Annotated in this window: 24 protein-coding genes; 14 read left to right on the plus strand and 10 right to left on the minus strand. The window is 68.7% G+C overall.

Annotated features, from left to right (window positions below; genetic code table 11):
* The first annotated feature begins 10 nt into the window (after positions 1-10).
* Positions 11-1,648 carry an acyl-CoA synthetase gene (locus tag SJY11_RS07455; RefSeq protein ID WP_376985975.1) on the plus strand — a complete coding sequence of 546 codons (1,638 nt, stop codon included), beginning with the start codon at positions 11-13 and terminating at the stop codon, positions 1,646-1,648.
* Entirely contained in the window at positions 1,645-2,499 is an 855-nt protein-coding gene (locus SJY11_RS07460) for a PCC domain-containing protein (RefSeq protein WP_376985976.1), read from the plus strand. The genes SJY11_RS07455 and SJY11_RS07460 overlap by 4 nt, the downstream gene beginning before the upstream one ends.
* A gap of 50 nt (positions 2,500-2,549) precedes the next feature.
* Here SJY11_RS07460 and SJY11_RS07465 read toward each other — a convergent pair whose 3' ends face one another.
* Positions 2,550-4,193 (minus strand): acyl-CoA synthetase, encoded by a 1,644-nt coding sequence (locus tag SJY11_RS07465; protein ID WP_376985977.1) that lies wholly within the window; start codon positions 4,191-4,193, stop codon positions 2,550-2,552.
* 137 nt (positions 4,194-4,330) lie between these two features.
* Here SJY11_RS07465 and SJY11_RS07470 point away from each other — a divergent pair, with 137 nt between their 5' ends.
* From SJY11_RS07470 to SJY11_RS07505, 8 genes are all read left to right on the plus strand, one after another.
* Positions 4,331-4,597: an AbrB/MazE/SpoVT family DNA-binding domain-containing protein gene (locus tag SJY11_RS07470; RefSeq protein WP_054140909.1), complete on the plus strand. Its 267-nt coding sequence runs from the start codon at positions 4,331-4,333 to the stop codon at positions 4,595-4,597.
* Positions 4,594-4,992: a type II toxin-antitoxin system death-on-curing family toxin gene (locus SJY11_RS07475; protein WP_376985978.1), complete on the plus strand. Its 399-nt coding sequence runs from the start codon at positions 4,594-4,596 to the stop codon at positions 4,990-4,992. The genes SJY11_RS07470 and SJY11_RS07475 overlap by 4 nt, the downstream gene beginning before the upstream one ends.
* 70 nt (positions 4,993-5,062) lie before the next feature.
* Positions 5,063-6,667: a phytoene desaturase family protein gene (locus SJY11_RS07480; protein WP_376985979.1), complete on the plus strand. Its 1,605-nt coding sequence runs from the start codon at positions 5,063-5,065 to the stop codon at positions 6,665-6,667.
* Positions 6,668-6,949: 282 nt separating this feature from the next.
* Positions 6,950-7,813, plus strand: a complete 864-nt coding sequence (locus SJY11_RS07485; RefSeq protein ID WP_376984330.1) for a tyrosine-type recombinase/integrase — start codon at positions 6,950-6,952, stop codon at positions 7,811-7,813.
* Positions 7,814-7,829: 16 nt separating this feature from the next.
* Positions 7,830-9,041 (plus strand): IS91 family transposase, encoded by a 1,212-nt coding sequence (locus tag SJY11_RS07490; protein ID WP_376984328.1) that lies wholly within the window; start codon positions 7,830-7,832, stop codon positions 9,039-9,041.
* A 469-nt stretch (positions 9,042-9,510) separates the two neighbouring features.
* On the plus strand, positions 9,511-10,878 hold the full coding sequence (locus tag SJY11_RS07495) for an ABC1 kinase family protein (protein ID WP_376985980.1): 1,368 nt from the start codon (positions 9,511-9,513) through the stop codon (positions 10,876-10,878).
* A 258-nt stretch (positions 10,879-11,136) separates the two neighbouring features.
* On the plus strand, positions 11,137-11,637 hold the full coding sequence (gene purE / locus SJY11_RS07500; RefSeq protein WP_267521418.1) for a 5-(carboxyamino)imidazole ribonucleotide mutase: 501 nt from the start codon (positions 11,137-11,139) through the stop codon (positions 11,635-11,637).
* Between the two features lie 20 nt (positions 11,638-11,657).
* Positions 11,658-12,749 carry a 5-(carboxyamino)imidazole ribonucleotide synthase gene (locus SJY11_RS07505; RefSeq protein WP_376989272.1) on the plus strand — a complete coding sequence of 364 codons (1,092 nt, stop codon included), beginning with the start codon at positions 11,658-11,660 and terminating at the stop codon, positions 12,747-12,749.
* Positions 12,750-12,756: 7 nt separating this feature from the next.
* Here SJY11_RS07505 and SJY11_RS07510 read toward each other — a convergent pair whose 3' ends face one another.
* The gene (locus SJY11_RS07510) at positions 12,757-13,188 is read right to left on the minus strand and encodes a hypothetical protein (RefSeq protein ID WP_326905738.1); all 432 of its coding nucleotides are present in this window, start codon (positions 13,186-13,188) and stop codon (positions 12,757-12,759) included.
* Positions 13,189-13,317: 129 nt separating this feature from the next.
* On the opposite strand from SJY11_RS07510, the gene rpsU reads away from it, so the two are divergent.
* Together rpsU and SJY11_RS07520 are read left to right on the plus strand one after the other, a co-directional pair.
* Positions 13,318-13,551, plus strand: coding sequence for a 30S ribosomal protein S21 (rpsU, locus tag SJY11_RS07515; RefSeq protein ID WP_054140900.1), 234 nt, complete (start codon positions 13,318-13,320; stop codon positions 13,549-13,551).
* 233 nt (positions 13,552-13,784) lie between these two features.
* Positions 13,785-14,630 (plus strand): tetratricopeptide repeat protein, encoded by an 846-nt coding sequence (locus SJY11_RS07520; protein WP_376985981.1) that lies wholly within the window; start codon positions 13,785-13,787, stop codon positions 14,628-14,630.
* Here the strand turns inward: SJY11_RS07520 and SJY11_RS07525 are convergent, their stop codons facing one another.
* The 7 genes from SJY11_RS07525 to SJY11_RS07555 all read right to left on the minus strand — a co-directional run bounded on the left by SJY11_RS07525 (position 14,631) and on the right by SJY11_RS07555 (position 19,839).
* Positions 14,631-15,476, minus strand: a complete 846-nt coding sequence (locus tag SJY11_RS07525) for an alpha/beta hydrolase (protein ID WP_376985982.1) — start codon at positions 15,474-15,476, stop codon at positions 14,631-14,633.
* A gap of 41 nt (positions 15,477-15,517) precedes the next feature.
* Positions 15,518-15,997: a GNAT family N-acetyltransferase gene (locus SJY11_RS07530; protein ID WP_376985983.1), complete on the minus strand. Its 480-nt coding sequence runs from the start codon at positions 15,995-15,997 to the stop codon at positions 15,518-15,520.
* A 69-nt stretch (positions 15,998-16,066) separates the two neighbouring features.
* Positions 16,067-17,473 (minus strand): NAD(P)(+) transhydrogenase (Re/Si-specific) subunit beta, encoded by a 1,407-nt coding sequence (locus SJY11_RS07535; protein ID WP_376985984.1) that lies wholly within the window; start codon positions 17,471-17,473, stop codon positions 16,067-16,069.
* Positions 17,474-17,479: 6 nt separating this feature from the next.
* Positions 17,480-17,917, minus strand: a complete 438-nt coding sequence (locus SJY11_RS07540) for an NAD(P) transhydrogenase subunit alpha part 2 (protein WP_324131852.1) — start codon at positions 17,915-17,917, stop codon at positions 17,480-17,482.
* Positions 17,910-19,106, minus strand: coding sequence for a Re/Si-specific NAD(P)(+) transhydrogenase subunit alpha (locus tag SJY11_RS07545; RefSeq protein ID WP_376985985.1), 1,197 nt, complete (start codon positions 19,104-19,106; stop codon positions 17,910-17,912). The genes SJY11_RS07540 and SJY11_RS07545 overlap by 8 nt, the downstream gene beginning before the upstream one ends.
* Positions 19,107-19,141: 35 nt before the next feature.
* The gene (locus SJY11_RS07550; RefSeq protein WP_376985986.1) at positions 19,142-19,441 is read right to left on the minus strand and encodes an aa3-type cytochrome c oxidase subunit IV; all 300 of its coding nucleotides are present in this window, start codon (positions 19,439-19,441) and stop codon (positions 19,142-19,144) included.
* Between the two features lie 179 nt (positions 19,442-19,620).
* Positions 19,621-19,839: a YdcH family protein gene (locus SJY11_RS07555; protein ID WP_069056399.1), complete on the minus strand. Its 219-nt coding sequence runs from the start codon at positions 19,837-19,839 to the stop codon at positions 19,621-19,623.
* 221 nt (positions 19,840-20,060) lie between these two features.
* Between SJY11_RS07555 and SJY11_RS07560 the strand changes: the two genes are divergently transcribed.
* The gene (locus SJY11_RS07560; RefSeq protein WP_305692137.1) at positions 20,061-20,249 is read left to right on the plus strand and encodes a YdcH family protein; all 189 of its coding nucleotides are present in this window, start codon (positions 20,061-20,063) and stop codon (positions 20,247-20,249) included.
* 161 nt (positions 20,250-20,410) lie between these two features.
* The gene (locus SJY11_RS07565; RefSeq protein ID WP_376985987.1) at positions 20,411-22,105 is read left to right on the plus strand and encodes an OpgD/OpgG family glucan biosynthesis protein; all 1,695 of its coding nucleotides are present in this window, start codon (positions 20,411-20,413) and stop codon (positions 22,103-22,105) included.
* Between the two features lie 16 nt (positions 22,106-22,121).
* Here the strand turns inward: SJY11_RS07565 and SJY11_RS07570 are convergent, their stop codons facing one another.
* Positions 22,122-23,750 carry an acyl-CoA synthetase gene (locus SJY11_RS07570; protein ID WP_376985988.1) on the minus strand — a complete coding sequence of 543 codons (1,629 nt, stop codon included), beginning with the start codon at positions 23,748-23,750 and terminating at the stop codon, positions 22,122-22,124.
* Positions 23,751-23,793 lie beyond the last annotated feature (43 nt).

A 23,793-nucleotide genomic window follows, 5' to 3' on the forward strand; every position in this document is an offset into this window, starting at 1 on the left:
AGAACCCAACATGGCTGAATCGTCTTCGACCGCCCCCGCAGGCGGCGTCGCGCCGATGACGCGGCGGGTGATGAATCTCGGCCATATCGTCGCGCAGAACGGGCGGCGGCTGGCCGCCCACCCCGCCTTCGTCTGGGGCGATCTGACACTGAGCTGGGCCGAGCTCGACGCGCAGGTTTCGGCGCTGGCGGCGGGGTTGCGGGCGCGCGGCATCGGCAAGGGCGACCGCATCCTGGTGCATTCCAAGAACTGCGACGCGATGTATGTCTCGATGTTCGCGACCTTCCGGATCGGCGCGGTCTGGGTGCCGACCAATTTCCGGCTGCTGCCGGACGAGGTCGCCTATCTTTCGACCTCCTCGGGCGCGAAGGCGTTTCTCTGCCATGGCGATTTCCCCGACCATGCAGCGGCCGTGGCGAAGGCGGTTCCGGCGCCGGAGTTCACCTGGCGGATCGGGCCCGGCGGCTTCGGCGAGGACGAGGTCGGCGCGGTGATCGCCCGGCACATGGGTGAACGCGTCGCGGATGTCGCCGTCGAGCATGACGACCCCTGCTGGTTCTTCTTCACCTCCGGCACCACCGGGCGCTCCAAGGCCGCGGTGCTGACCCATGGCCAGATGGGCTTCGTCATCACCAACCATCTCTGCGACCTCGTGCCCGGCACGACGGAAGCCGATTGCTCGCTGGTGGTGGCGCCGCTCTCGCATGGCGCGGGCGTCCATCAGCTGATGCTGGCTTCGCGCGGGGCGGCTTCGATCCTGCTGCCGACCGAGCGCTTCGACATCGACGAGGCCTGGCGGCTGATCGCGCGCCACCGCGTCACCAGCCTGTTCACGGTGCCGACGATCCTGAAGATGCTGGTTGAGCATCCGGCGGTCGAGCAGCACGACCATTCCTCGCTGCGCTACGTCATCTATGCGGGCGCGCCGATGTATCGCGAGGACCAGAAGCGTGCGCTCGCGACGCTGGGCTCCGTGCTCGTGCAGTATTTCGGGCTGGGCGAGGTCACCGGCAACATCACCGTGCTGCCGCCCTCGCTGCATGTCGCGGAGGACGGGCCTCAGGCGCGTGTCGGCAGCTGCGGCTATGCCCGCACGGCAATGCAGGTGCAGATCCAGGACGATGCGGGCGAGGAGGTCGCAACCGGCGTGCAGGGCGAGATCTGCGTGATCGGGCCGGCCGTCTTCGCCGGCTATTACGACAACCCGGAGGCGAATGCGAAGTCGTTCCGGAACGGCTGGTTCCGCACCGGCGATCTCGGCCATATGGACGAGGAGGGCTTCGTCTACATCACCGGGCGCGCCTCGGACATGTACATCTCCGGCGGCTCGAACATCTATCCGCGCGAGATCGAGGAGAAGATCCTGACCCATCCCGCCATCGCGGAGGTCGCGGTGCTCGGCCTGCCCGATCCGGTCTGGGGCGAGATCGGGGTTGCCGTCTGCGTTTGCCGCGGCGGCGCGCAGGCGAGCGAGGCGGAAATCGCCGGCTTCCTCGCCGAGAAGATCGCCCGCTACAAGATGCCCAAGCGCTTCTTCTTCTGGGAGGCGCTGCCGAAATCCGGCTATGGCAAGGTGCCCAAGCGACTCGTGCGCGACGAGCTGGAAGCGCGCGGACAACTGGACTGGCTGAGGGGGCAAGGCTCGTGAGGCGTATCCAGCAGCCCGGACCGGAGACGCCCGGCCGCATCCAATGGGCGGAGTGCCACGGCCTGCGCTTTCCGCTGACGCTGCAACCCGGGCTGACACTGCTCGAAGGGATCCGGCGCGGCTTCGCGGCGGCCGGTTTCGTCAGCGGGACGGTGAAGCTCGACGGGCTGGCGCTGTCGCCCTTCGCCTATGTGATGCCGGCGCTGTCGCAGACGCCGGAGCATGCCGCCTTCTACAGCGATACCTTCCGGCCCGTCGGCGTCGCCCGCATCGAGGTGGGCGCGATGACCTTCGGCCTGCGCGACGGGGCGCCCTTCTTTCACGCTCATGCGCTGTGGGTTGAGGGCGACGGGCGGCGCAGCGGCGGCCATATCCTGCCCGACGAGACCATGGTGGCGGAGGCGATCACGCTTGAGGCGGTCGGGCTCGACGGGGCGGCCTTCCTCGGCGAGGTCGATCCGGAGACGAACTTCAAGCTGTTCGGGCCGAGGCCCGCGGAGCCGCTCGGCGCCACGCGCGACGGGCGCTTCTTCGCGCTGCGCGTCAAGCCGAACATCGACTTCTGCGGGGCGCTGGAGACCTTCTGCGCCGAGCGCGGCATCGCGCGGGCCACCATCCATGGCGGCGTCGGCTCGACCATCGGGGCGCGCTTTGAGGACGGCGGGGTCGTCGAGAACTTCGCCACCGAGGTCGCGATCACGGGCGGTGTGATCGTCGATGATGGCGACGGGCTGGAGGCGCGGATCGATGTCGCTCTGGTCGACTACACCGGCGCGATGGCCGCCGGGCGCTACCGGCGTGGCGACAACCCGGTGCTGATGACGTTCGAGCTGGTGCTGGAGGTGGGGTAGGAGGCGCTGGGCGCGCATCGTTCTCGGGTCAAGCCCGAGCATGACGCCTTTCAGCCCGCTTCTCCCTGTCGCCTCCGCGCCGCCTCCATCTCCCGCAGAGCCTTGCGCCGGATCTTGCCCGTCGCGGTCAGCGGCAGTTCGGTGACGAACTCGACATGGCGCGGATACTGATAGGCGGCGAGGCGGTCGCGGACGAAGGCCTGGATCTCGGCGGCCAGCGCCGCCGACGGCGCGATGCCGGGCAGCGGCAGCACGAAGGCCTTGACGGCTTCGGTACGGATCGGATCGGGCACGCCGATGACGGCCACCATCAGCACGGCGGGATGGCGGATGATGCAGTCCTCGATGTCGCCGGGCCCGATGCGGTAGGAGCCCGAGGAAATGATGTCGTCGTCGCGGCCCTGGAACCAGAGATAGCCGTCCTCGTCGCAATGGCCGGTGTCGCCGGTGAGGAGCCAGTCGCCCGCGAATTTGGCCGCCGTTTCCTCCGGCTGGCGCCAGTAGCCCAGCATCATCACCGGGTCGGGACGGGCGACCGCGATCAGGCCGTGCGTGCCCGCCGGCAGGGGCTGCCCCTCGGGCGACACCACCGCGACGCGGTGGCCGGGCACGGCGCGGCCCATCGAGCCTGGGCGGATCGGGAAGAGATCGGCATTGTTGGCGACCAGCAGATTGGCCTCGGTCTGGCCGTAGAACTCGTTGACCGCGAAGCCGAAGGTCTCAGCGCTCCAGTCCAGCATGTCGGCGCCGAGCGTCTCACCGCCGCTGCCGATCGAGCGTAGCGCATGGCCGAAGCGGCGGGGATCGGCGACCTGGCGCATCAGCTTGAGCGCGGTGGGCGGCAGGAAGGCGTTGCGCACGCGGTGCCGCGCCATCAGCTCGAAAGCGGCCTCTGGGTCGAATTTGCGGGCCCGCGAGGCCAGCACGGGGACGCCGAAACAGAGGCTGGGCAGCAGCACGTCGAGCAGCCCGCCGATCCAGGCCCAGTCGGCCGGGGTCCAGAACAGATCGCCGACCTGCGGGAAGAAGGCCTGCGGCATCTGCACGCCTGGCAGATGGCCGAGCAGGACGCGATGGGCGTGGAGCGCGCCCTTCGGCTTTCCGGTGGTGCCGGAGGTGTAGATGATGACGGCGGGATCGTCGGCGCTTGTGTCGACCGGGGCGAAGGCATCCGAGGCCTTCGCCATCTCGCTCGCGAGGTTGAGCGTGCCGCCGGGGCCGGGGCCGTCGACCAGGATGATCAGCCGCAGATCGGGCAGGGCGTGGCGGATCGCCTCGATCTTCGGCAGGTTTTCGGTATCCGTGATCAGCGCCGCCGCGCCGCTGTGCTGCAGCCGGTGCTCCAGCGCCTCGGGCCCGAACTGGATGAAGAGCGGCAGCGCGATGGCGCCCAGCTTGTAGACCGCGAGATGGGCCATCGCCGTCTCGGGCCGCTGCGGCAGCAGGATGCCAACGCGCTCGCCTGCCGCGACGCCATGGCCGCGCAGCAGGTTCGCGATGCGGTTGGAGGCGCGCTTGAGATCGTCGAAGGAGAGCGTGACGAGGCCGGCCGCCTCATCCTCATAGGTTAGCGCCGGCTTGTCGCTGCCATCGGCATGGCGGTCGCAGCAGGCGACGCCGATGTTGAAATGCGCGGGGATATCCCAGCGAAACCGGTCGAACGTTTCACGATAGGTCGCGTGGCGCTGGAGCATCGGCCTCACCTGCTGCGTCGTGGCGGGGGATTTGGCGCGGGGCGGGGCGGGCTGGCAAGGGGCGGGTGGTGGGCGTTCGTGGCTGACAGCCGGGTGCCGGCATGTTATACGAAACGTACAACAGGGAGATACCTGCCATGAACGAGATCGTCGCGCCGCAAGATGGCGAAGCTCTATCGGACGTCGTGCAGCTTCGAAAAATCGGCAATTCCGTCGGGATCATCCTGTCGAAAGATGTCCTGGCCCGCTTCGGTCTGGCCGAAGGCGACAGGTTCACCGTCGTTCGCCAGCCGGATCGTGAGGTCAAGCTGGTTCCCTATGATGATGTCCACGCCCGGGGCATGGCGTTCGCCCGTCGGGCGTTCAAGGATTACGCCGATACCTTTCGCGAGCTGGCAAAATGAACGAGCCGCAATGGCTTACTCTGGAGCTCGTCATTGATATGCATGCCGAACAGCTGGCTCTGTTCGGCGGCCCCGCCGGAATCCGTGACCGGGGCATGCTGGAGTCGGCACTTGGCCGTCCCCAGAACAAGTTTGCTTATGGCGAGCATGATCTCGCAGCGTTGGCGGCCGCCTATGCTTTCGGTATTGCCCGCAATCATCCTTTCATCGATGGCAACAAGCGTGCGGCGCTGGCCGCCCTGATCGTCTTCTTCAATCTGAACGGCGTCGACCTGTTCGTGCCGCAAGCCGACATGACGGCCGCGATTCTCGCGGTCGCGGCCGGCGAGGCGGAAGAGGACGTCCTCGCCCAATGGCTGCGCGACCAACTCGCCCAGTCCACGCGCCGCCGATAAGACTTTTCCGGGCGCTGAAGCGACAACGCGGCCAGACCACCCGCCGCACACCCCAGGACACCACCCGCCCATGGCGACGACGAACTGCGATGTCGTGATCCTCGGCGCGGGCCATAACGGCCTCGTCTGCGCCCACCGGCTCGCCAGGGCGGGGCTCTCGGTCACCGTTCTGGAGCGGCGCGGCGTCGTCGGCGGCGCGGCCGTGACCGAGACGTTCCATCCCGGTTTCCGCAACTCGACGGCGAGCTACACGGTCAGCCTGCTGCGGCCCGAGATCATCGCCGCGATGGAATTGCCGCGCCACGGTCTGCGGATCGTCGAGCGGCGCATGGCCAACTTCCTGCCGCTGCCGGATGGGCGCCATCTCGCGGCCGGGCCCGGGCGGACGGCGGCTTCCGTCGCTGCCTTCTCGGAGCGCGATGCGCAGCGTCTGCCGGCTTATGAGGCGCGGCTGGAGACGGTGGCCGCCTTGCTGCGCGACCTCGTGCTGCAGGCGCCCCCCAATCTCGGCGCGGGCGGCTGGCTGGCTGCGCTGCCGGATCTGATCGATGCCGGCCGGGTGGCGCGGCGGCTGTCGCGGCTCGATCTCACCGCAAAGCGCGACGTGATGGACCTCTTCACCAAATCGGCGGGGGACTGGCTCGACGGCTGGTTCGAGAGCGAGCCGATCAAGGCGCTGCTCGGCTTCGATTCCGTCGTCGGCAATTATGCCAGCCCCTACACGCCGGGCTCGGCTTATGTGCTGCTGCACCATGTCTTCGGCGAGGTGAACGGCAACAAGGGCGCCTGGGGCCACGCCATCGGCGGCATGGGTGCGATCACGCAGGCGATGGCGAAGGCCTGCGCGGAAGCCGGCGTCGAGATCCGGCTCGAAAGCCCCGTCGCCGAGGTGTTGAGCGAGAAGGGCCGGGCGGTCGGCGCGGTGACGGAGGAAGGCGACGTTGTGCGGGCGCGCGCGGTCGTCTCGAATCTCCACCCGCGGCTGCTGTTCGCCAAGGTCGATCCGGCGATCGTGCCTGCGGATTTCACCGAGCGGATGACGCGCTATGCCTCGGGCTCGGGCACCTTCCGGATGAATGTCGCGCTGTCGGAGCTGCCGCGCTTCACCAGTCTCCCCGAGCCCGGCGACCACCACACCGCCGGCATCATCATCGCGCCGAGCCTGGCCTATATGGACCGCGCCCATGCGCAGGCGCGGCTCTCAGGCTGGTCGCAGGAGCCGATCGTCGAGATGCTGATCCCCTCGACGCTCGACGACACGCTGGCCCCGCCCGGCTGCCATGTCGCGAGCCTGTTCTGCCAGCATGTCGCGCCGGTGCTGCCCGAGGGGCTCGACTGGGAGGATGGCCGCGACAGGGTCGCCGATCTGATGATCGAGACGGTCGACCGTTATGCGCCGGGCTTCAAGGCCTCGGTGGTCGGGCGGCTGGCGATGGGCCCCGCCGATCTGGAGGCGCGCTTCGGGCTCGTCAGTGGCGACATCTTCCATGGCCGGCTGACGCTCGACCAGCTCTTCTCGGCCCGCCCCGTGCTCGGCCATGCCGATTACCGGATGCCGGTGCCGGGGCTCTATCTCTGCGGCTCGGGCGCCCATCCCGGCGGCGGCGTCACCGGCGCGCCGGGGTACAACGCGGCGACGGCCGTGCTGGCGGATTGGCGGCGGAGGCGGGTCTGAGGGGGCGCTTCGGCCGATGCGCCTTTCGGCTGCGGGAGGACGAATGCCGGTCGGGTGGGGGAGATGGTGCGGGTGGTTGAGGCCGCTGGAGGGCGCCTCGCCGGCGTTGGGGTGAGGGCGGAGTTGTGGCGGTGCGAGGATACGTCGCGATGGCCGTTGCTCGCCAGAGGACTAAGCCGCTCTCGCGGCAGGGTGCTGCGGCGCGGTCATCGCTGAGATTTCGCCTGTGAGGCGCTGCATCCGAGGATTTGGGGTCGTTTCCCCTGATCCCTGGAGGTTTCCATGATCGATGCCGTCACCGTCAGCCCGCTGCGCCAGCGGATGATCGAGGACATGACCATCCGCCGGTTCGGCGAGCACACGCAGCGCGACTATGTCCGGCAGGTGCGTGAGTTCACGGCCTTCCTTGGGTTGCCGCCGGACCGGGCCGAGCCCGAGGATCTACGGCGCTATCAGCTTCACATGGCTTCGCTCGGCGCCAGCTATGCCCGGATGAACCTGGCCTGCACGGCCCTGCGCTTCTTCTTCCACGTCACGCTGGGCCGGACCGGCTTTGGTGACCGCATGGCGCGGATCCCGACGCCCGATCGCCTGCCGGTGGTTCTGGACACGCAGGAGGTGGCGCTGCTGTTGGCGCATGCGCGGAGCCTGAAGGACCGCGCCGCGCTGAGCATCGCCTATGGCTGCGGCCTGCGCGTCTCGGAGATCGCCAACCTCAAGGTCACCGACATCGACAGCGCCCGCATGCTGATCCGGGTCGAGCAGGGCAAGGGCCGCAAGGACCGCTATGTCATGCTCGCGCCCGACCTGCTCGATCTGCTGCGGCAGTGGTGGCGGGTGAAGCGGCCGCGCGGCTGGCTCTTCCCCGGCCAGCAGCCGGGCCAGCCGATCACGACGCGCCAGCTCAACCGGGCCTGCCATGCTGCAGCCGAGGCAGCCAAGCTCGACAAGCGGGTGTCAATGCACACGCTCAGGCACAGCTTCGCCACCCATCTGCTGGAGCGGAAGACCGATATCCGCGTCATCCAGGTCCTGCTCGGGCACAGGAAGCTCGACACCACCGCCGTCTACACCCGCGTCGCGCTGAAGACGCTGCGCGAAGTGACGAGCCCGCTCGCGCTGCTGGCGCCGCCGCCACCGCCATAGCGGTCCCGCGCCGATCATGGCGCGGCCTTCGCTGGAGGTTGCGGATATCCTGAACCGGCATGGCGAGGCCTATCTCGCGCGCCATCGGCTCAGCCGCGGTCAGCTCAAGGTGATGGGTGCCATCCGGGCCTGCCGCACGGCTGCGCTCGGCGGCCATGTCATGGCCTGCGGCGACTGCGATCACGCGGCCATCGCCTACAACTCCTGCCGCAACCGGCACTGCCCGCGCTGCCAGGGCGCAGCGGCAAAGGACTGGCTCGCGGATCGCCAGGCCGATCTCCTGCCCGTGCCCTACTATCATCTCGTCTTCACACTGCCGGCGTCGATCGCAGCGGTCGCCTACCAGAACAAGGCCGAGGTCTACGGCCTGCTGTTCAGGGCTGCAGCCGAGACGCTCGCCACCATCGCGAGCGATCCCCGGCATCTCGGCGCCCGCATCGGCTTCACCAGCGTACTGCACACATGGGGATCGGCGATGACGCACCATCCCCATCTCCACATCATCGCGCCCGGCGGCGGCCTGTCGCCGGACGGCGCTCGCTGGATCTCATGCCGATCCGGCTTCTTCCTGCCCGTGCGCGTGCTCTCGCGGTTGTTCAGACGGCTCTTCCTCGAAGGGCTCGCGGCCCTGCACGCGGCCGGGCGGCTCGCTTTCCAAGGCAATCTCGCCGATCTGACTGAGGCCGATGCCTTCGCCTCCATGCTGGCGCCGCTGCGGCGCGCCGACTGGGTCGTCTATGCCAAGCGCCCCTTCGGTGGCCCTGAGGCCGTGCTGGCTTATCTCGCCCGCTACACCCACCGTGTCGCCATCGCCAACAGCCGCATCATTGCCGTGGATCGGCACAGGGTCACGTTCCGCTGGAAGGACTATCGCGCCCGCTCCACCGGCAAGGGCCGGCGCAAGACCATGACGCTGACGGCCCACGAGTTCATCCGCCGCTTCCTGCTCCATGTCCTGCCCGACGGCTTCCACCGCATCCGCCATTACGGCCTGCTCGCCTCGAGCCGCCGTGCCGACACCATCGTCCGCATCAGGCAGATCATCGCGGCGACGACGCCGGACGACATCGCCAGAGACGACGTCCCGGTCGCCGCAGCGCAACCCGAGCAGGCCTCTGAACCCCACCCGCCATGCCCATGCTGCGGCGGCCGCATGATCCTCGTCGAGCGCTTCGCGCCGGGCACAGCGCCGCGAACCATCCTCGCCGTCAGGATCGACACATCATGACGATGGCCCCATGGCGGCATCTTCAGGAAGCACTGCCGATCTCGGCCAGAGAGCGGGCAATCCCGTTCGGCCCAATCGCGGAAACGGAGATGGCCGCGGTCTCGGATCCACCAAATGTGCAGCTAAACCTCAGCTTCGGGGCCGCTCGGTCGGAGCATCGCACCGTCGCCTCGCGCCTCGCACGATCTCGCAGACCATACCGCGCGGCGAAATCCCCATAGCCCACGGCCCCGGGCCGCGGCTTCCTCCCTTGGAGGCTTTCGGACGCCGGCCCTCAGCCCAGTCCGAACCCGCTCGCATGGGCCGGCATCCGAAACCCTTCACAGAAACAGCCACTTCCGAACGCCTGCGCCGGGCCGTCCTCCCCGAGCCACCACCCTCTCGCTCCGCGAGACGACCCGCCACATTGGCCCCGCGACGACGCCACCCTACATAGGAGCTAAGCCCGCCCCCGAAAGCGCCCCGCCCCATGTCCGACCGCGACTCCGAAGCCAACCGGTTTTCCGCCCGTGCGGCGCGCTATGCGCGTGTCGGGGCCAATGTCGGCGGGGTGGCGGCGCGGATCGCGGGCGCCCGGCTGTTCGGGATGGAGGGGCGCAACGCCTCCAATGCCGAAGCGCTGGCCAAGGCGCTGGGCGGGCTGAAGGGCCCGATCATGAAGGTGGCGCAGCTCGTCGCTACCATCCCCGATGTGGTGCCGCCGGAATATGCCGCCGAGCTGCAGAAGCTGCAGTCGCAGGCGCCGCCGATGGGCGCGGCCTTCGTCAAGCGCCGGATGATGGCGGAGCTGGGCGCCAACTGGCGCGCGCGCTTCGGCGAGTTCGACCTGCAGCCGGCCGCAGCCGCTTCGCTCGGGCAGGTGCATCGGGCGTCGACGCTGGAAGGCACGGCGCTCGCCTGCAAGCTGCAATATCCGGACATGGAATCGGCTGTGGAGGCCGACATCTCGCAGCTCGACATCCTGTTTGCGCTGCACCGGCGCATGGACCCGGTGATCGACACCAGCGAGATCGCCACGGAGATCGGCGCGCGCGTCCGCGAGGAGCTCGACTATCAGCGCGAGGCCAAGCACATCGCGCTCTACCGGGAGGTTCTGGCGCAGACGCCGGAGATCCGCGTGCCGGCGCTGGAGAGCTCGCTCTCGACCAAGCGGCTTTTGACCATGCACTGGCTCGAGGGCGACGGCATCCTGACCCACAAGCAGGACGAGCAGCAGGCCCGCGACCGCATCTCGACCGCGATGTTCAAGGCCTGGTGGCGGCCGTTCAGCCATCACGGCATCATCCATGGCGATCCGCATCTCGGCAATTACACGGTCTTTTCGGAGGACGGCGCCCCCCAGGGCATCAACCTGCTTGATTATGGCTGCATCCGCATCTTCCCGCCGTCTTTTGTGGGCGGGGTCGTCGATCTCTATCGCGGCCTGCTGGAGGGCGACGAGGCCCGCGTCGTCCACGCCTACGAGGTCTGGGGCTTCAAGGGGCTGACCAAGGAGCTGGTCGACACGCTCAACATCTGGGCGCGCTTCATCTACGGGCCCTTGCTGGAGGACCGCACGCGCCGCATCGCCGAGGATGTCAGCCCGGCGGAGTATGGCCGCCGCCAGGCCTTCGAGGTGCATCAGGCGCTGAAGAAGCGCGGGCCCGTGACGGTGCCGCGCGAATTCGTCTTCATGGACCGGGCCGCGATCGGGCTCGGCGGGGTCTTCCTGCATCTCGATGCGGAATTGAACTTCCACCGGCTGTTCGAGGCGGAGATCGAGGGCTTCCAGATCGAGACGGTGGCGGCCGACCAGGCCTCGGCACTGGCGCGGGCGGGGCTGGTGGCGACGGCTTAGGGCCCGACATATCGCGGGGAAACACCGCGTCATCCTGGACAAGCGGCGCAGCCGCGCAGGCCGGGATCCATCATAAGGCACCGTCGATGCCCTATGATGGATCCCGGGACGACCTGCGGTCGCCCCAGGATGACGCGTCTGTTGCCGGGAGGGGATTGCTGGATTCGGGCCCTTTCCCGATTCGGCGCTTGCTTGTGCGGCGTTGGGCGGTCTAGATCGCGCGCTTCCCGTCCAGCGTTTCCGGAAGCGCTTCCCGCCATGGCCACCACCTCCGCGCCCGTCGCCATCATCATGGGCAGCCAGTCCGACTGGGCGACCATGCGCCATGCCGCCGAGACGCTCGATGCGCTCGGCATCGGCCATGACGACCGCATCGTCTCCGCCCACCGCACACCGCAGCGCATGGTCGAATTCGCGACCGGCGCCAAGGCGGAAGGCTTCAAGGTGGTGATCGCGGGCGCCGGCGGCGCGGCGCATCTGCCGGGCATGACGGCGTCGCTGACGCCGCTGCCGGTCTTCGGCGTGCCCGTCGAATCCAAGGCGCTGTCGGGGCAGGATTCGCTGCTCTCGATCGTGCAGATGCCGGCCGGCATCCCCGTCGGCACGCTCGCCATCGGCCGGGCCGGCGCGGTCAATGCGGCGCTGCTGGCGGCGGCCGTGCTGGCGCTGTCGGACGAGGGCCTGGCGCAGCGGCTCGACGCCTATCGCGCCCGCCAGAGCGCGGCGATCGCGGAACGCCCCGTGAAGGACGAGGCGTGAGCGCGCCGGTGGTCGAGGGCATGCCTTTCGAGGGACTCGCGCCCGGCGCCGTGCTCGGCATCATCGGGGGCGGCCAGCTCGCCCGGATGATCGCGCTCGCCGCGGCCGATCTCGGCATCGCCAGCCATATCTTCGCGCCCGAGCCGGAAAATCCGGCCTTTGACGTGGCGGCGGCGAAGACGGTGGCTCCTTACGAGGACGAGGCGGCGCTGGCTCGCTTCGCGGATGCCGTCGATGTCGTGACCTATGAGTTCGAGAATGTGCCGGCCGCGACGGCGGCGTTTCTCGCAGCCCGCAAGCCGCTGCATCCGGGCGCGCATGCGCTGGCGGTGACGCAGGACCGGCTGAGCGAGAAGCGCTTCGTCTCCGAGCAGGGGCTGACGGTGGCGCCCTTCCGCGCGGTGGACTCGCTGGCCGATCTCGAAGCTGCGGTCGCGGCGCTGGGGCGGCCTTGCGTGCTGAAGACCCGCCGCTTCGGCTATGACGGCAAGGGCCAGGTCAAGATCCTGCCGGGGACCGATCTCGCGGAAGCCTATCAGGCGATCGGCCGGGCGCCGGCGGTGCTGGAGGGCTTCGTGAGCTTCTCGCGCGAGGTCTCGGTCGTGGCGGCGCGCGGCACCGACGGCAGCTTCGCCGCCTTCGATCTCTGCGAGAACGAGCATCGCGACCATATCCTCGCCTTCACCCGTATCCCCGCGCAGGTCTCGGCCGCGACGGAGGCCGCCGCCATCGAGGCGGCGCGGCGGATCGGAGCGGCGCTCGGCTATGTCGGCGTCTTCGCGGTCGAGATGTTCATCGTCGGCGAGGGCGTGGACGAAAGCGTCGTCGTCAACGAGATCGCGCCGCGGGTGCACAACTCCGGTCACTGGACCAGCGAGGGTGCCCAGACCTCGCAGTTCCACCAGCATGTCCGCGCCGTCTGCGGCTTCCCGCTGGGCTCGGCCGCCCGTCGCGGCCGGGTCGAGATGGAGAACCTGATCGGCGACGCGGCGCTGCGCTGGCGCGAGTTCCTGGCCGAGCCCGGCGCGCAGCTGCATCTCTACGGCAAGCGCGAGGCGAGGGCCGGGCGCAAGATGGGCCATGTCACGCGGGTCTGGCCCGAGGCCGGCTGAAGGCTGCTCAGAGTACCCGCTGCAGCGGCTCGCCCCGCGCGAGCCAGAACGCCTTGAGCGGGGCCGGAACGATGCCCAGCTTGCGATAGAGGAACAGGGCGAAGGCGCCCGGCTCGGCGCCGCCGCTTGCGCGATAGGGCTCCATCAGCCGCTCCAGCACGATCTTGCGATGGCGCTGGCGCGCCACGGGGTGCAGCGCCGAGGGTGGCGTCTGCATGATCAGCTGCACCAGCCGGTCGAGGATGGCGTCGTCGGTGGTGCCGGCGAGGCTGGCGAGGTCGGCCTCCAGCACCGCATGCTTGGCCTCGAGGAAGGTTGCACCCTTGGCATAGGCCTGCTCGACCCGCGCCCAGGCGGGAATCGCGAGGTCGTTTGCGAGAATCATGATGCGCCGCTCGACCTCGGAATCATGGGGCTGTTCGGGGGCGGCGTTCGTCATCGTTTTTCCCGGTTTGGCGGCGTGGACAGCCGCAGGCTTTTCTGTTATCCGCACGAACCTTCGAAGGGTCTGCTTCGCCGATCCTCCGTCCACCCTTATTAGACCAACCCGCTAAAGACGGACACTCACGTGCAGGTTCTCGTTCGCGACAACAACGTCGATCAGGCTCTCCGCGCTCTCAAGAAGAAGCTGCAGCGCGAAGGCGTCTTCCGCGAGATGAAGCTCCGCGGCCATTACGAGAAGCCCTCCGAGAAGAAGGCCCGCGAGAAGGCGGAAGCCGTTCGTCGCGCCCGCAAGCTGCAGCGCAAGAAGCTCCAGCGCGAAGGCCTGCTGCCGGCGCCGGTGAAGCCGAAGCGCCCCTGATCTCGCCAGGGCTGCGGCGTTTCGCCCGCCCTCGATGATCTGCAAAGAGACCCGACTGCGCCTGGAGCCGTCTCCGGGCGCTGTTGCTTTTCCGGCGGCGTTAACCAACTCTTGTCACAAGCGGGCGCTTTCCTGAGCGGAGCGCGGTCGGTTGGGGAGCGCGACGAGGCGGCGGCGATCCGGACGGATCGGCGCGGCGGACGAGGCACGAAACCGGACCGATGAGGCGAAGCATGATGCGTGGCAGGAACTGGCTTGCGGCAGCGGGCCTGGCGGTGGCGCTGGCGGGCTGCGACACCGTTTCGACCATGACGGCCCAGCCGATCGCCGAACTCGACACCGCCTCGGCGGCCGAGGCCAGCGTCAACATCGGCTCGCTGACCGAGGTCATCAACCGCAACCCCAACGATCCCGGCGCCTACAACACGCGCGGCGCGGCCTATGCCCGCGTCGGTCGCTTCTCCGACGCCGTCGCCGACTTCACCAAGGCGGTGCAACTCGATCCCAACCTCGCCGCGGCCTACACCAATCGCGGACTGGCGCTGCGCCAGAGCGGCCGCAACGATGCGGCGCTGGCCGATTTCAACAAGGCGACGAGCGTCGGCCCGAACTATGCGCCGGCCTTCATCGCGCGGGCCAATCTGCTGCGGGCCCAGGGCAACAGCCCGCAGGCGCTGGCCGACCTCAACACCGCGATCCGGCTGAATCCCGAATCCGCGGAGGCGTTCCATGCCCGCGGTCTGGTCTATCAGCGCGAGGGCCAGCACCAGTACGCGATCTCGGATTTCGATTCGGTGATCGACCGCAACCCCTACAACGCACCGCCCTATATCGCCCGCGGACAGAGCCTGAACGCTGTCGGCAAGTATGATTCGGCGCTCGAGGACTTCACCGCCGCGCTCAATGTCGACAACCGCAACGCCGATGCCTGGGCCGGCCGCGGCTTCGCGCAGGAAAAGCTCGGCCAGAAGTCGGAAGCCTCGCAGAGCTACCAGCGGGCGCTGGGTCTCGATGGCAACAACGCGGCCGCTCGCGCCGGGCAGGGCCGTCTCGGCGGCGGCGGGCTGTTCCGGAGCTGATCACTCGACGGTGCGGCTCTCGCCCGCCTGAACGGCGCCCTGGGTGGCCTCCGCGAGGAAGCGCCGGATCTGCGGCAGGGAGCCATGCGCGGGCAGGTCCTCATGCCCGCCTTTGGGGAAGCGCAGGAAGCGCTTGGGAGCGTTGGCGAGGCTGTAGAGCGTCTCGCCCTGGGCAAAGGGGATGACCCGGTCCCGCTCGCCATGCAGCACCAGCAGCGGCGCTCTGACGCGGCCGATCACCTCGTCCGACCGGAAGCTGTCGAGCATCAGCCAGGATACGGGCACGTAAGGGTAGATGCCCTGCGCGACTGCGACGGTGGAGAGATAGGGCGCCTCCAGCACGACGGCCGCCAGCGGCGTCTCGGCCGCGAGTTTCAGCACCACCCCGGTGCCCAGAGATTCGCCATAGCCGACGAGTTGCGCCGCGCCGAATCGCTCGGCGGCGAAGCCATAGGCGGCGCGGGCGTCGAGATGCAGCCCGGCTTCGCTGGGCCGGCCGGTCGAGCCGCCATAGCCGCGATAGCTGACGGCGAGCAGGCCGGTGCCGTCCTCCGTCAGGGCCCGGAAGCGCGCGACCCGGCCGGGGCTGCCGAGATTGCCGGCATTGCCGTGGAAATAGAGGATCACCGGTTTGCCCGCCCGCGGCGGCACCGCCCAGGCGACGATGCGCTCGCCGTCGGCGGCGGTCAGGGTCAGCTCCTCCGCAGCCTGCAGCCCGGCGGCGGCGAGGTCGGCGCGGGCCGGATTGCGCGGAAAGACCAGATCGCGCTGCCGGACGAAGAGCAGCCCGAGCAGGCCGAGATAGACGGTCAGCGCGATCGCCAGCAGACGGGTCAGAATCATCATGGCTGCGAGTCTCCACCGCGAGCGTGGCGCCGCCGCGACGCTCAGTCGAGCCGCTTGAGCATCTCGTAGGAGACGGGCTCGAAGCCCGCGCGACGATAGGCCCGCAGTGCCGCCTCGTTGCCCGTCAGGGCGCCGAGCTGGAGCGCCCGGCAGCCGCGCTCGCGGGCGAAGCGCTCGGCCTGCGCCAGCAGCATCTGGCCGATCCCCGTGCCGCGCTGGTCCTCCGCGACCACGATGTTCTCGATCAGGACATGGTCGCGCAGATCGTCATGGACATAAGGGCCGGTGCGCCCCAGCCGCAGCGCCAGATAGCCGACGCAGGCGCCCTCGGTCTCGGCGACGAACTGTGCCCCGCCGTGCTCCCGCGTCTGCGCGCTGTCGGCCTCGAGCAGCGCCCGCGCGGTGGCGGGGCCGCTGGCGCGGGTGTGGCTCAGCGCAGCCTCCCAGGCTGCGAGCTGCAGCAGCAGCCCGGTCACGCCCTCATGGTCGGTCTCGCGCATCGTGCGGATGGTGATGCTCACGGTGTCGGGCTCCAAACGAAAAAGACCGGCACGAGGCCGGCCTTTCGCAACAAGACGGGCGAGGGTGCCTCAGTGCGCCATCGCCTTGACGATGTCGTCGGTGACCTTCTTGGCGTCGCCGAAGAGCATCATCGTATTGGGGCGGAAGAACAGCTCGTTCTCGACGCCGGCATAGCCTGCCGCCATGCCGCGCTTGATGAAGAGCACGGTCTTGGCCTTCTCGACATCGAGGATCGGCATGCCGTAGATCGGCGAGGTCTTGTCGGTCTTGGCCGCCGGGTTGGTGACGTCGTTGGCGCCGATGACGAAGGCCACATCCGCCTGGCCGAATTCCGAGTTGATGTCCTCGAGTTCGAAGACCTCGTCATAGGGCACGTTGGCCTCGGCCAGCAGCACGTTCATATGGCCGGGCATGCGGCCCGCGACCGGGTGAATGGCGTATTTGACCTCGACGCCTTCCTTCTTGAGGAGGTCGGCCATCTCGCGCAGCGTGTGCTGGGCCTGCGCCACCGCCATGCCGTAGCCGGGCACGATGATGACCTTGCCGGCGTTCTTCATGATGTAGGCGGCGTCGTCCGCCGAGCCCTGCTTGACCGGACGCGCCTCTACCGCACCACCTGCGCCCGCCGCCGCATCGTCACCGCCGAAGCCGCCGAGGATGACGGAGATGAAGCTCCGGTTCATCGCCTTGCACATGATGTAGGACAGGATCGCGCCCGACGAGCCGACCAGCGCGCCGGTGATGATCAGCGCCATGTTGCCCAGCGTGAAGCCGATGCCCGCGGCCGCCCAGCCCGAATAGGAGTTCAGCATCGAGACGACGACGGGCATGTCGGCGCCGCCGATCGGGATGATCAGCAGGACGCCGAGCGCAAACGAGACCGCGACGATCAGCCAGAAGACGACATGGCTCTCGGTCTTCAGGAAGATCAGCAGCAGCACGACGAGCGCGATGCCGAGCCCGATATTGATGCCATGGCGCTGCGGCAGCATGATCGGCTTGCCGCTCATGCGGCCGTCGAGCTTGAGGAAGGCGATGATCGAGCCGGTGAAGGTGATCGCGCCGATGGCGACGCCGAGGCCCATCTCGAATAGGCTGGCGCCGCTGATGCCGCCGACGCGGCCGATGCCGAAGGCGCTCGGCGCATAGAGCGCTGCCGCCGCCACCAGCACCGCGGCAAGGCCGACCAGCGAGTGGAAGAAGGCGACGAGCTGCGGCATCTGCGTCATCTGGACGCGCTTGGCCATGAAGGCGCCGATTCCGCCGCCGATGGCGATGCCGGCCACGACCAGAAGCCAGCCCGAGAAACCGGTCGGCGGGAAGAAGACGACCGTGGTGGCGATGGCGATGCCCATGCCGACCATGCCGTAGAGATTGCCCTGGCGGGAGGTCGTCGGGTGCGACAGGCCCCGCAGGGCCATGATGAAGAGGACGCCGGAGACGACGTAGAGAAGGGCGGAGAGGTTCGCGGCCATCGGCGCTCAGCCCTTCTTCTTGTACATGGACAGCATCCGCTCGGTGACGAGGAAGCCGCCGAAGATGTTGACCGAGGCCAGGACCAGCGCGAGGAAGCCGAAGATCTTGGCCCACACCGGCCCGTCGCCCAGCGCAGGCGCCGCCTCGACGCCGACCGCCAGCAATGCGCCGACGACGATGACCGAGGAGATCGCGTTGGTGACCGACATCAGCGGGGTGTGCAGGGCCGGCGTCACCGACCAGACGACGTAATAGCCGACGAAGACGGCGAGCACGAAGATGGCGAGGCGGAACACCGTCGGGTCGACGAAGCCGCCGGTCGCGGCGCTGGCGCCGGCGGCGATGCTGTCGGCATGCTGGGCGGCGAGATCGGCGGCCTGACGCGCGGCGGCCGCGACGGAGCGGGCCTGTTCGAGGGCCTGTTCGGGTGTCGGATTAGCCATTGGTGACGCTCCCCTCGACGGCCGGCGCGGGCTCTGGTTCTGGCTTGGGCGCGGGCTTGGCCGCGAAATTCGGGTGGATCACGGCGCCGTCGCGGGTCAGGGCGGTGGCCTTGACCAATTCGTCGTCCCAGTTCACCGCGACCTTCTTCTCGGCCTTGTCGATCAGCGTCTCGACGAAGGCGAGCAGGTTCTTGGCGTAGAGCTGCGAGGCGGTCGCCGGCAGGCGGCCGGGTACGTTGAGATGGCCGACGATCCGGACGCCGTTTGGCGTCACGAAGACCTCGCCGGGCTTGGCGAGTTCGCAATTGCCGCCGCGCTCGACCGCGAGGTCGACGATGACGGAGCCGGCCTTCATGCTCTCGACCATGGCGGCCGAGATCAGCTTGGGAGCAGGGCGGCCGGGGATCAGCGCGGTGGTGATGACGATGTCCTGCTTGGCGATGTGGCTCGCCGTCAGCTCGGCCTGCTTGGCCTGATATTCCTTGGACATTTCCTTGGCGTAGCCGCCGGCCGTCTGCGCCTGCTTGAACTCCTCGTCCTCGACGGCGAGGAACTTCGCGCCGAGCGATTCGACCTGTTCCTTGGTGGCGGGGCGCACGTCGGTGGCGGTGACGATGGCGCCGAGACGCCGCGCGGTCGCGATCGCCTGCAGGCCGGCGACGCCGACGCCCATGATGAAGATGCGCGCGGCCGGCACGGTGCCCGCCGCCGTCATCATCATCGGCAAGGCGCGGCCATATTCGGCGGCGCCGTCGATGACGGCACGGTAGCCGGCGAGGTTGGCCTGCGAGGAGAGCACGTCCATCACCTGCGCGCGGGTGATGCGCGGCATGAACTCCATCGCGAAGGCGGAGACCTTGGCCTTGGCGAGCGCCGCGAGCGCGGCCTCGTTGCCATAGGGATCCATCGTCGCGACGACCAGCGCGCCGGCGGGCAGGCCCTTGATCTCGCTCTCGGCGGGGCGACGGACCTTCAGCACGATGGCGGCGCCCGAGAGTGCGGCCGCCGCATTGGCGGCGATCGACGCGCCCGCGGCCTCATAATCGGCGTCCGAGATGCCCGATGCGAGGCCGGCGCCGGTTTCGACGGCGATCTCGGCCCCGAGGGCCTTGAACTTGCGGACGGTCTCCGGCGTCACGGCGACACGGGTCTCGGCCCCTTGCGTTTCGGCAGGCACGGCGATGCGCATTGCGGCGGAACCTCTCGGGCGCGGGTGCGGGGGGGTCAGTGCGAGGCGGGGAGGAGCAGCAGCGCCAGCATCAGGAGCCCGAAGGGGACCGCCGGCGCACGCCAGCCGATCGACTTCGAGGCGATGCCGACGCCGGTGCCGACCAGCGTCAGCAGCGTGCCGATGATCGCGATGCCCCAGGCATGCTTGGTGCCGCCGACGGCCAGCGCCGCCACGATGGCGAGGCAGGCGACCGTCCCGACCTCGGCGAAGTGCACGAAGCCCTGATAGGTCCGCTCATGCTCGCGGTAGTCCATCTGCGGGATGTCGGAGGCGGTGTGTCCGTGATCGGCCATGGTCTGATCCCAAGAAAACGCTCGTCGCATGCGTGTAGCGCACCTGCGGGAGGTCGGCAACGGAGGGCCGATCGAGCCCTTCCGCAGAGACAGGCTCCCTGTCGGCGCGGCCCGGCTCTAATGCGACGGAGCTGGCATGTAAATCGATTTAAAAGCCGGAGCGGTGCTCTTCGCGCGCTTCAGGCGATGATGTCGGGTGTCAGGGCGTCTTCGATCTGCGAGATCCGGTCCTTCAGGTAGAGCTTGCGCTTCTTGAGGCGCTGGACCTGGACCTGGTTGATCGCGCCGACGCGCTCCAGCGCATCGATGGCGCTGTCGAGATCGCGGTGCTCCTCGCGCAGGCGGGCGAGTTCGGTGGTGAAGGCCTCGACCTCTTCGGGGCTGAGTTCGAATCCCATGGCCGTCCCATCATCGCCGCGATTGGGGGCGACTATGGTCAGACGCCGGGCGCCCTGCAAGAGCGGGAGCCGGCGTGCCGGCGACCCTCATATTCGCGGGGTCGCGGAAAGGAGTCGGTGACGATCACAGAATGTCATGCCGCTGGCCCCGAGGGCCTTGCAGACGTGAAGCCGGCTCTATGTCACACTGATTCTGTCAACCGCTCATCAGGAGGATCCAGATGTCGCTGCAGACCCATCTCGTCGAACTCGAACGCAAGCATCGTCAGCTCGAGGAAGCCATCGCCCAGGCCGTGGCCCGCCCCTCCTCCGACGATCTCACCGTGGTCGAGATGAAGCGGAAGAAGCTGCTGCTGAAGGAGGAGATCGAGCGCGTTCGGCAGACCATGCCGGAGCGAACGCTGCATTGAGCGCCGGCCGAGCCCGCGGGCTCGGTTCGAGGTTGTGTCGAGATCGTCGCCGGCCCTCGCGGGCCGGCTTTTTTTGTGGCCGTGCGCAGCGGACGTCATCGGGCCGGAACTTCTGCCGGGCGCCCTTGTTGGGGCTGCACCACAGGCAGGATGACGAAACGATGCGGCCAGATCCCGATATGCACCCGGCCGGGCTCTGCTATGCCCCTCCGGCCCGGCATGGCCATGGCCGGCCCTCCCGCCGGATGCTGCTGGGCCTCCTCGGCTCGACGGGCATCCTGGCGGCGCTTCCCGCCCGCGGGCAGGCGCCGACGAGCGCTCCCAAGCCGAGCTTCGGCTATGGCGATGTGGTGGAGCGCGCGCGCCGGCTCGGCCAGATTGCCTTCGACGCGGACGCTGCCAAGATCCCCGAGTCTCTGTCGCAGCTGACCTATGACAGCTATCGGGAGATCCGTTTCCGCCGTGACAGGGCCTTCTGGCGCGAGGGCGGCTCCGATTTCCGCCTGCTGCCGTTCCATCTCGGCTTCCTGCACGACAAGCCGGTGCAGTTGCACATCGTCGCCAACGGCGTGGCGCTGCCGATTCCCTTCACCACATCGCTGTTCGAATACGGCAAGGTGCCGGTGCCGAAGGGGCTGTCGCCCTCGCTGGGCTTCGCCGGCTTCGCCGTCACCACCAATCTCAACCACCCGACGGTGCAGGACGAGGTGATCTCCTTCCTCGGAGCGAGCTATTTCCGCCTGATCGGGCGCGGCCACAACTACGGCCTGTCGGCCCGCTCGCTCGCGATCGACATCGGCGGGGCCTATCCGGAAGAATTTCCGTTCATGCGAGCGCTCTGGCTGGAGGAGCCGGCGCCCGACGCGACCGAGCTCGTGATCTACGCGCTGCTCGATTCGCCCTCCGTCGCCGGGGCCTATCGCTATGTCGTCAGGCCCGGGCCAACGACGCATGCCGACGTCACCGCCACGCTCTTTCCGCGCAAGCTCATCGAGCGGATCGGCATCGCGCCGCTGACCTCGATGTTCCAGGCGGGGGAGGGCGACCTCGCCCAGCGCAGTGATTTCCGCCCCGAAATCCATGATTCCGACGGGCTGATGATGCAGGCCGGCCGCGGCGAGTGGATCTGGCGGCCGCTGCGCAACCCGCAATCGCTGCGGATTTCCAGCTTCGGCGACGAAAACCCGCGCGGCTTCGGCCTGATGCAGCGGGACCGGGACTTCGGCAATTACCAGGACCTGGAGGCACATTACCATGCCCGGCCGGGTTACTGGGTCGAGCCGCAGGGCGAGTGGGGCAAGGGCCGCGTCGAACTGATCGAGATCCCGACCGACAACGAAGCCTTCGACAATATCGGCGCCTGCTGGACGCCGGAGGCGCCGCTTCCCGTCGGCGAGGCCTCGGAATTCCGCTACCGCCTCTCGGCGCTGTCGACGACCGGGCATCTGCATCCTTATGCGCAGACGCAGCACAGCTTCGCCGGGTCCGATCTCGAGGACGGACATGCCGAGGGGCACGGCACGAAGCGCTTCATCGTCGATTTCGCCGGCGGCGACCTCGCCTATCATCTCGGCGATCCGGCCCGCGTCGAACTCGTCGTCTCGGTGACGGCGGGATCGGTGATGACGCGGATCCTGCAGCCCAATCCGGCTGCGGTCGGATTCCGCGCCATCGTCGACGCCAGCCTGCCCGACGGACAGACGGGCGAGATGCGGATCTATCTGCGGGCGCGGGGGCGCACGCTCTCCGAAACCTGGATCAGCACCTGGACGGCGCCGGCCCCGGCCGCCGCTCCGGCTCCGGCAACCGCGCCGGCTCCTACCCCTGCTCCCGCCGCCCCTCAGCCGAGCGAGTAAGGCAGGAGGGGCGCGCTCACAGCGCCTTTGCCATCTCGCGCAGGCGGAATTTCTGGATCTTGCCGGTCGATGTCTTCGGGACTTCTGTGAAGACCACCGTGCGCGGGCATTTGAAGGCGGCGAGGTGCTGGCGGCACCAGGCGACGATCTCGGCCTCGGTCGCCGTCTGGCCGGGCTTGAGTTCGACGAAGGCGCAGGGCGTCTCGCCCCATTTCTCGTCGGGACGCGCGACCACGGCGGCCGCCTGGATCGCCGGGTGCTTGTAGAGCGCGTCCTCGACCTCGATCGAGGAGATGTTCTCGCCGCCGGAGATGATGATGTCCTTCGAGCGGTCCTTGAGCTGGATGTAGCCATCGGGATAGCGCACGCCGAGATCACCAGTATGGAACCAGCCGCCCGCGAAAGCGGCCTGCGTCGATTTCGCGTTCTTGAGATAGCCCTTCATCACGACATTGCCGCGCATCATGACCTCGCCCAGCGTGGCGCCGTCGCGCGGGACGGGCGCCATCGTCTCGGGGTCGAGCACGTCGAGCCCTTCGAGCGCGGGATAGCGCACGCCCTGGCGCGCCTTCAGCGCCGCCTGTTCGGGCGCGGGCAGGGCGTCCCAGGCGCCGTTCCAGTCGTTGACGACGGCGGGGCCGTAAACTTCTGTCAGCCCGTAGAGATGCGTCACCTCGAAGCCGGCCTGCTTCATGCCGGCGAGCACGGCCTCCGGCGGCGGGGCGGCGGCGGTGAAGAAGGACACCGTCTGCGGGAAGTCGCGGCGCTCCTCGGCGGGCGCGTTGAGCAGGGCCGACATCACGATCGGCGCGCCGCAGAGATGGGTCACGCCATGGTCGGCCAGCGCATCGTACATCGCCCTGGCGCGGACCTGGCGCAGGCAGACATGGGTGCCGGCGACGAGCGAGATCGACCAGGGGAAGCACCAGCCGTTGCAGTGGAACATCGGCAGCGTCCAGAGATAGACCGGATGCCGGCCCATCTGTCCGGTGAGGATGTTGGAGGTCGCCAGCAGATTGGCGCCGCGATGGTGGTAGACCACGCCCTTGGGGTCTCCGGTCGTGCCCGAGGTGTAGTTCAGCGCGATCGCGTCCCACTCGTCGGCGGGCATCTGCCAGTCGAAATCGGGGTCGCCGCCGGCGATGAACGCCTCGTATTCGATCGTGCCGAGCCGCTCGCCGGGGCCGTCATAGACCGGGTCGTCATAGTCGATGACCAAGGGCTTCGCCTTGCACAGCGTCAGCGCTTCTTTGATCGTCTTCGAGAACTCCCGGTCGGTGATCACGACCTTGGCCTCGCCATGATCCAGCGAAAACGCGATGATCGCGGCGTCCAGGCGGGTGTTGAGCGTGTTGAGCACGGCCCCGCACATCGGCACGCCGTAATGGCATTCGAGCATGGCGGGCGTGTTGGGCAGCATGGCGGCCACCGTGTCGTTCTTGCCGATGCCGTGGCGCGCCAGCGCCGAGGCGAGGCGGCGCGAGCGGGCGTAGAAATCCGCATAGGAGCGCCGCAGCGGGCCGTGGATGATCGCGGTGTGGTGGGGGAAGACCGAGGCCGCGCGCTCGAGGAAGGGCAGGGGCGTCAGCGGCTGGTGGTTGGCCGGGTTGCGGTCGAGATCGGTGTCGTAGGCGGATGTCGTCATGCGGTGTCCCCTCCCGTTCGGCTTAGCCTCTGCGGGCCTTCAC

The organism is Allobosea sp. R86505 (genome assembly GCF_042466375.1).
GTDB lineage: Bacteria > Pseudomonadota > Alphaproteobacteria > Rhizobiales > Beijerinckiaceae > Allobosea.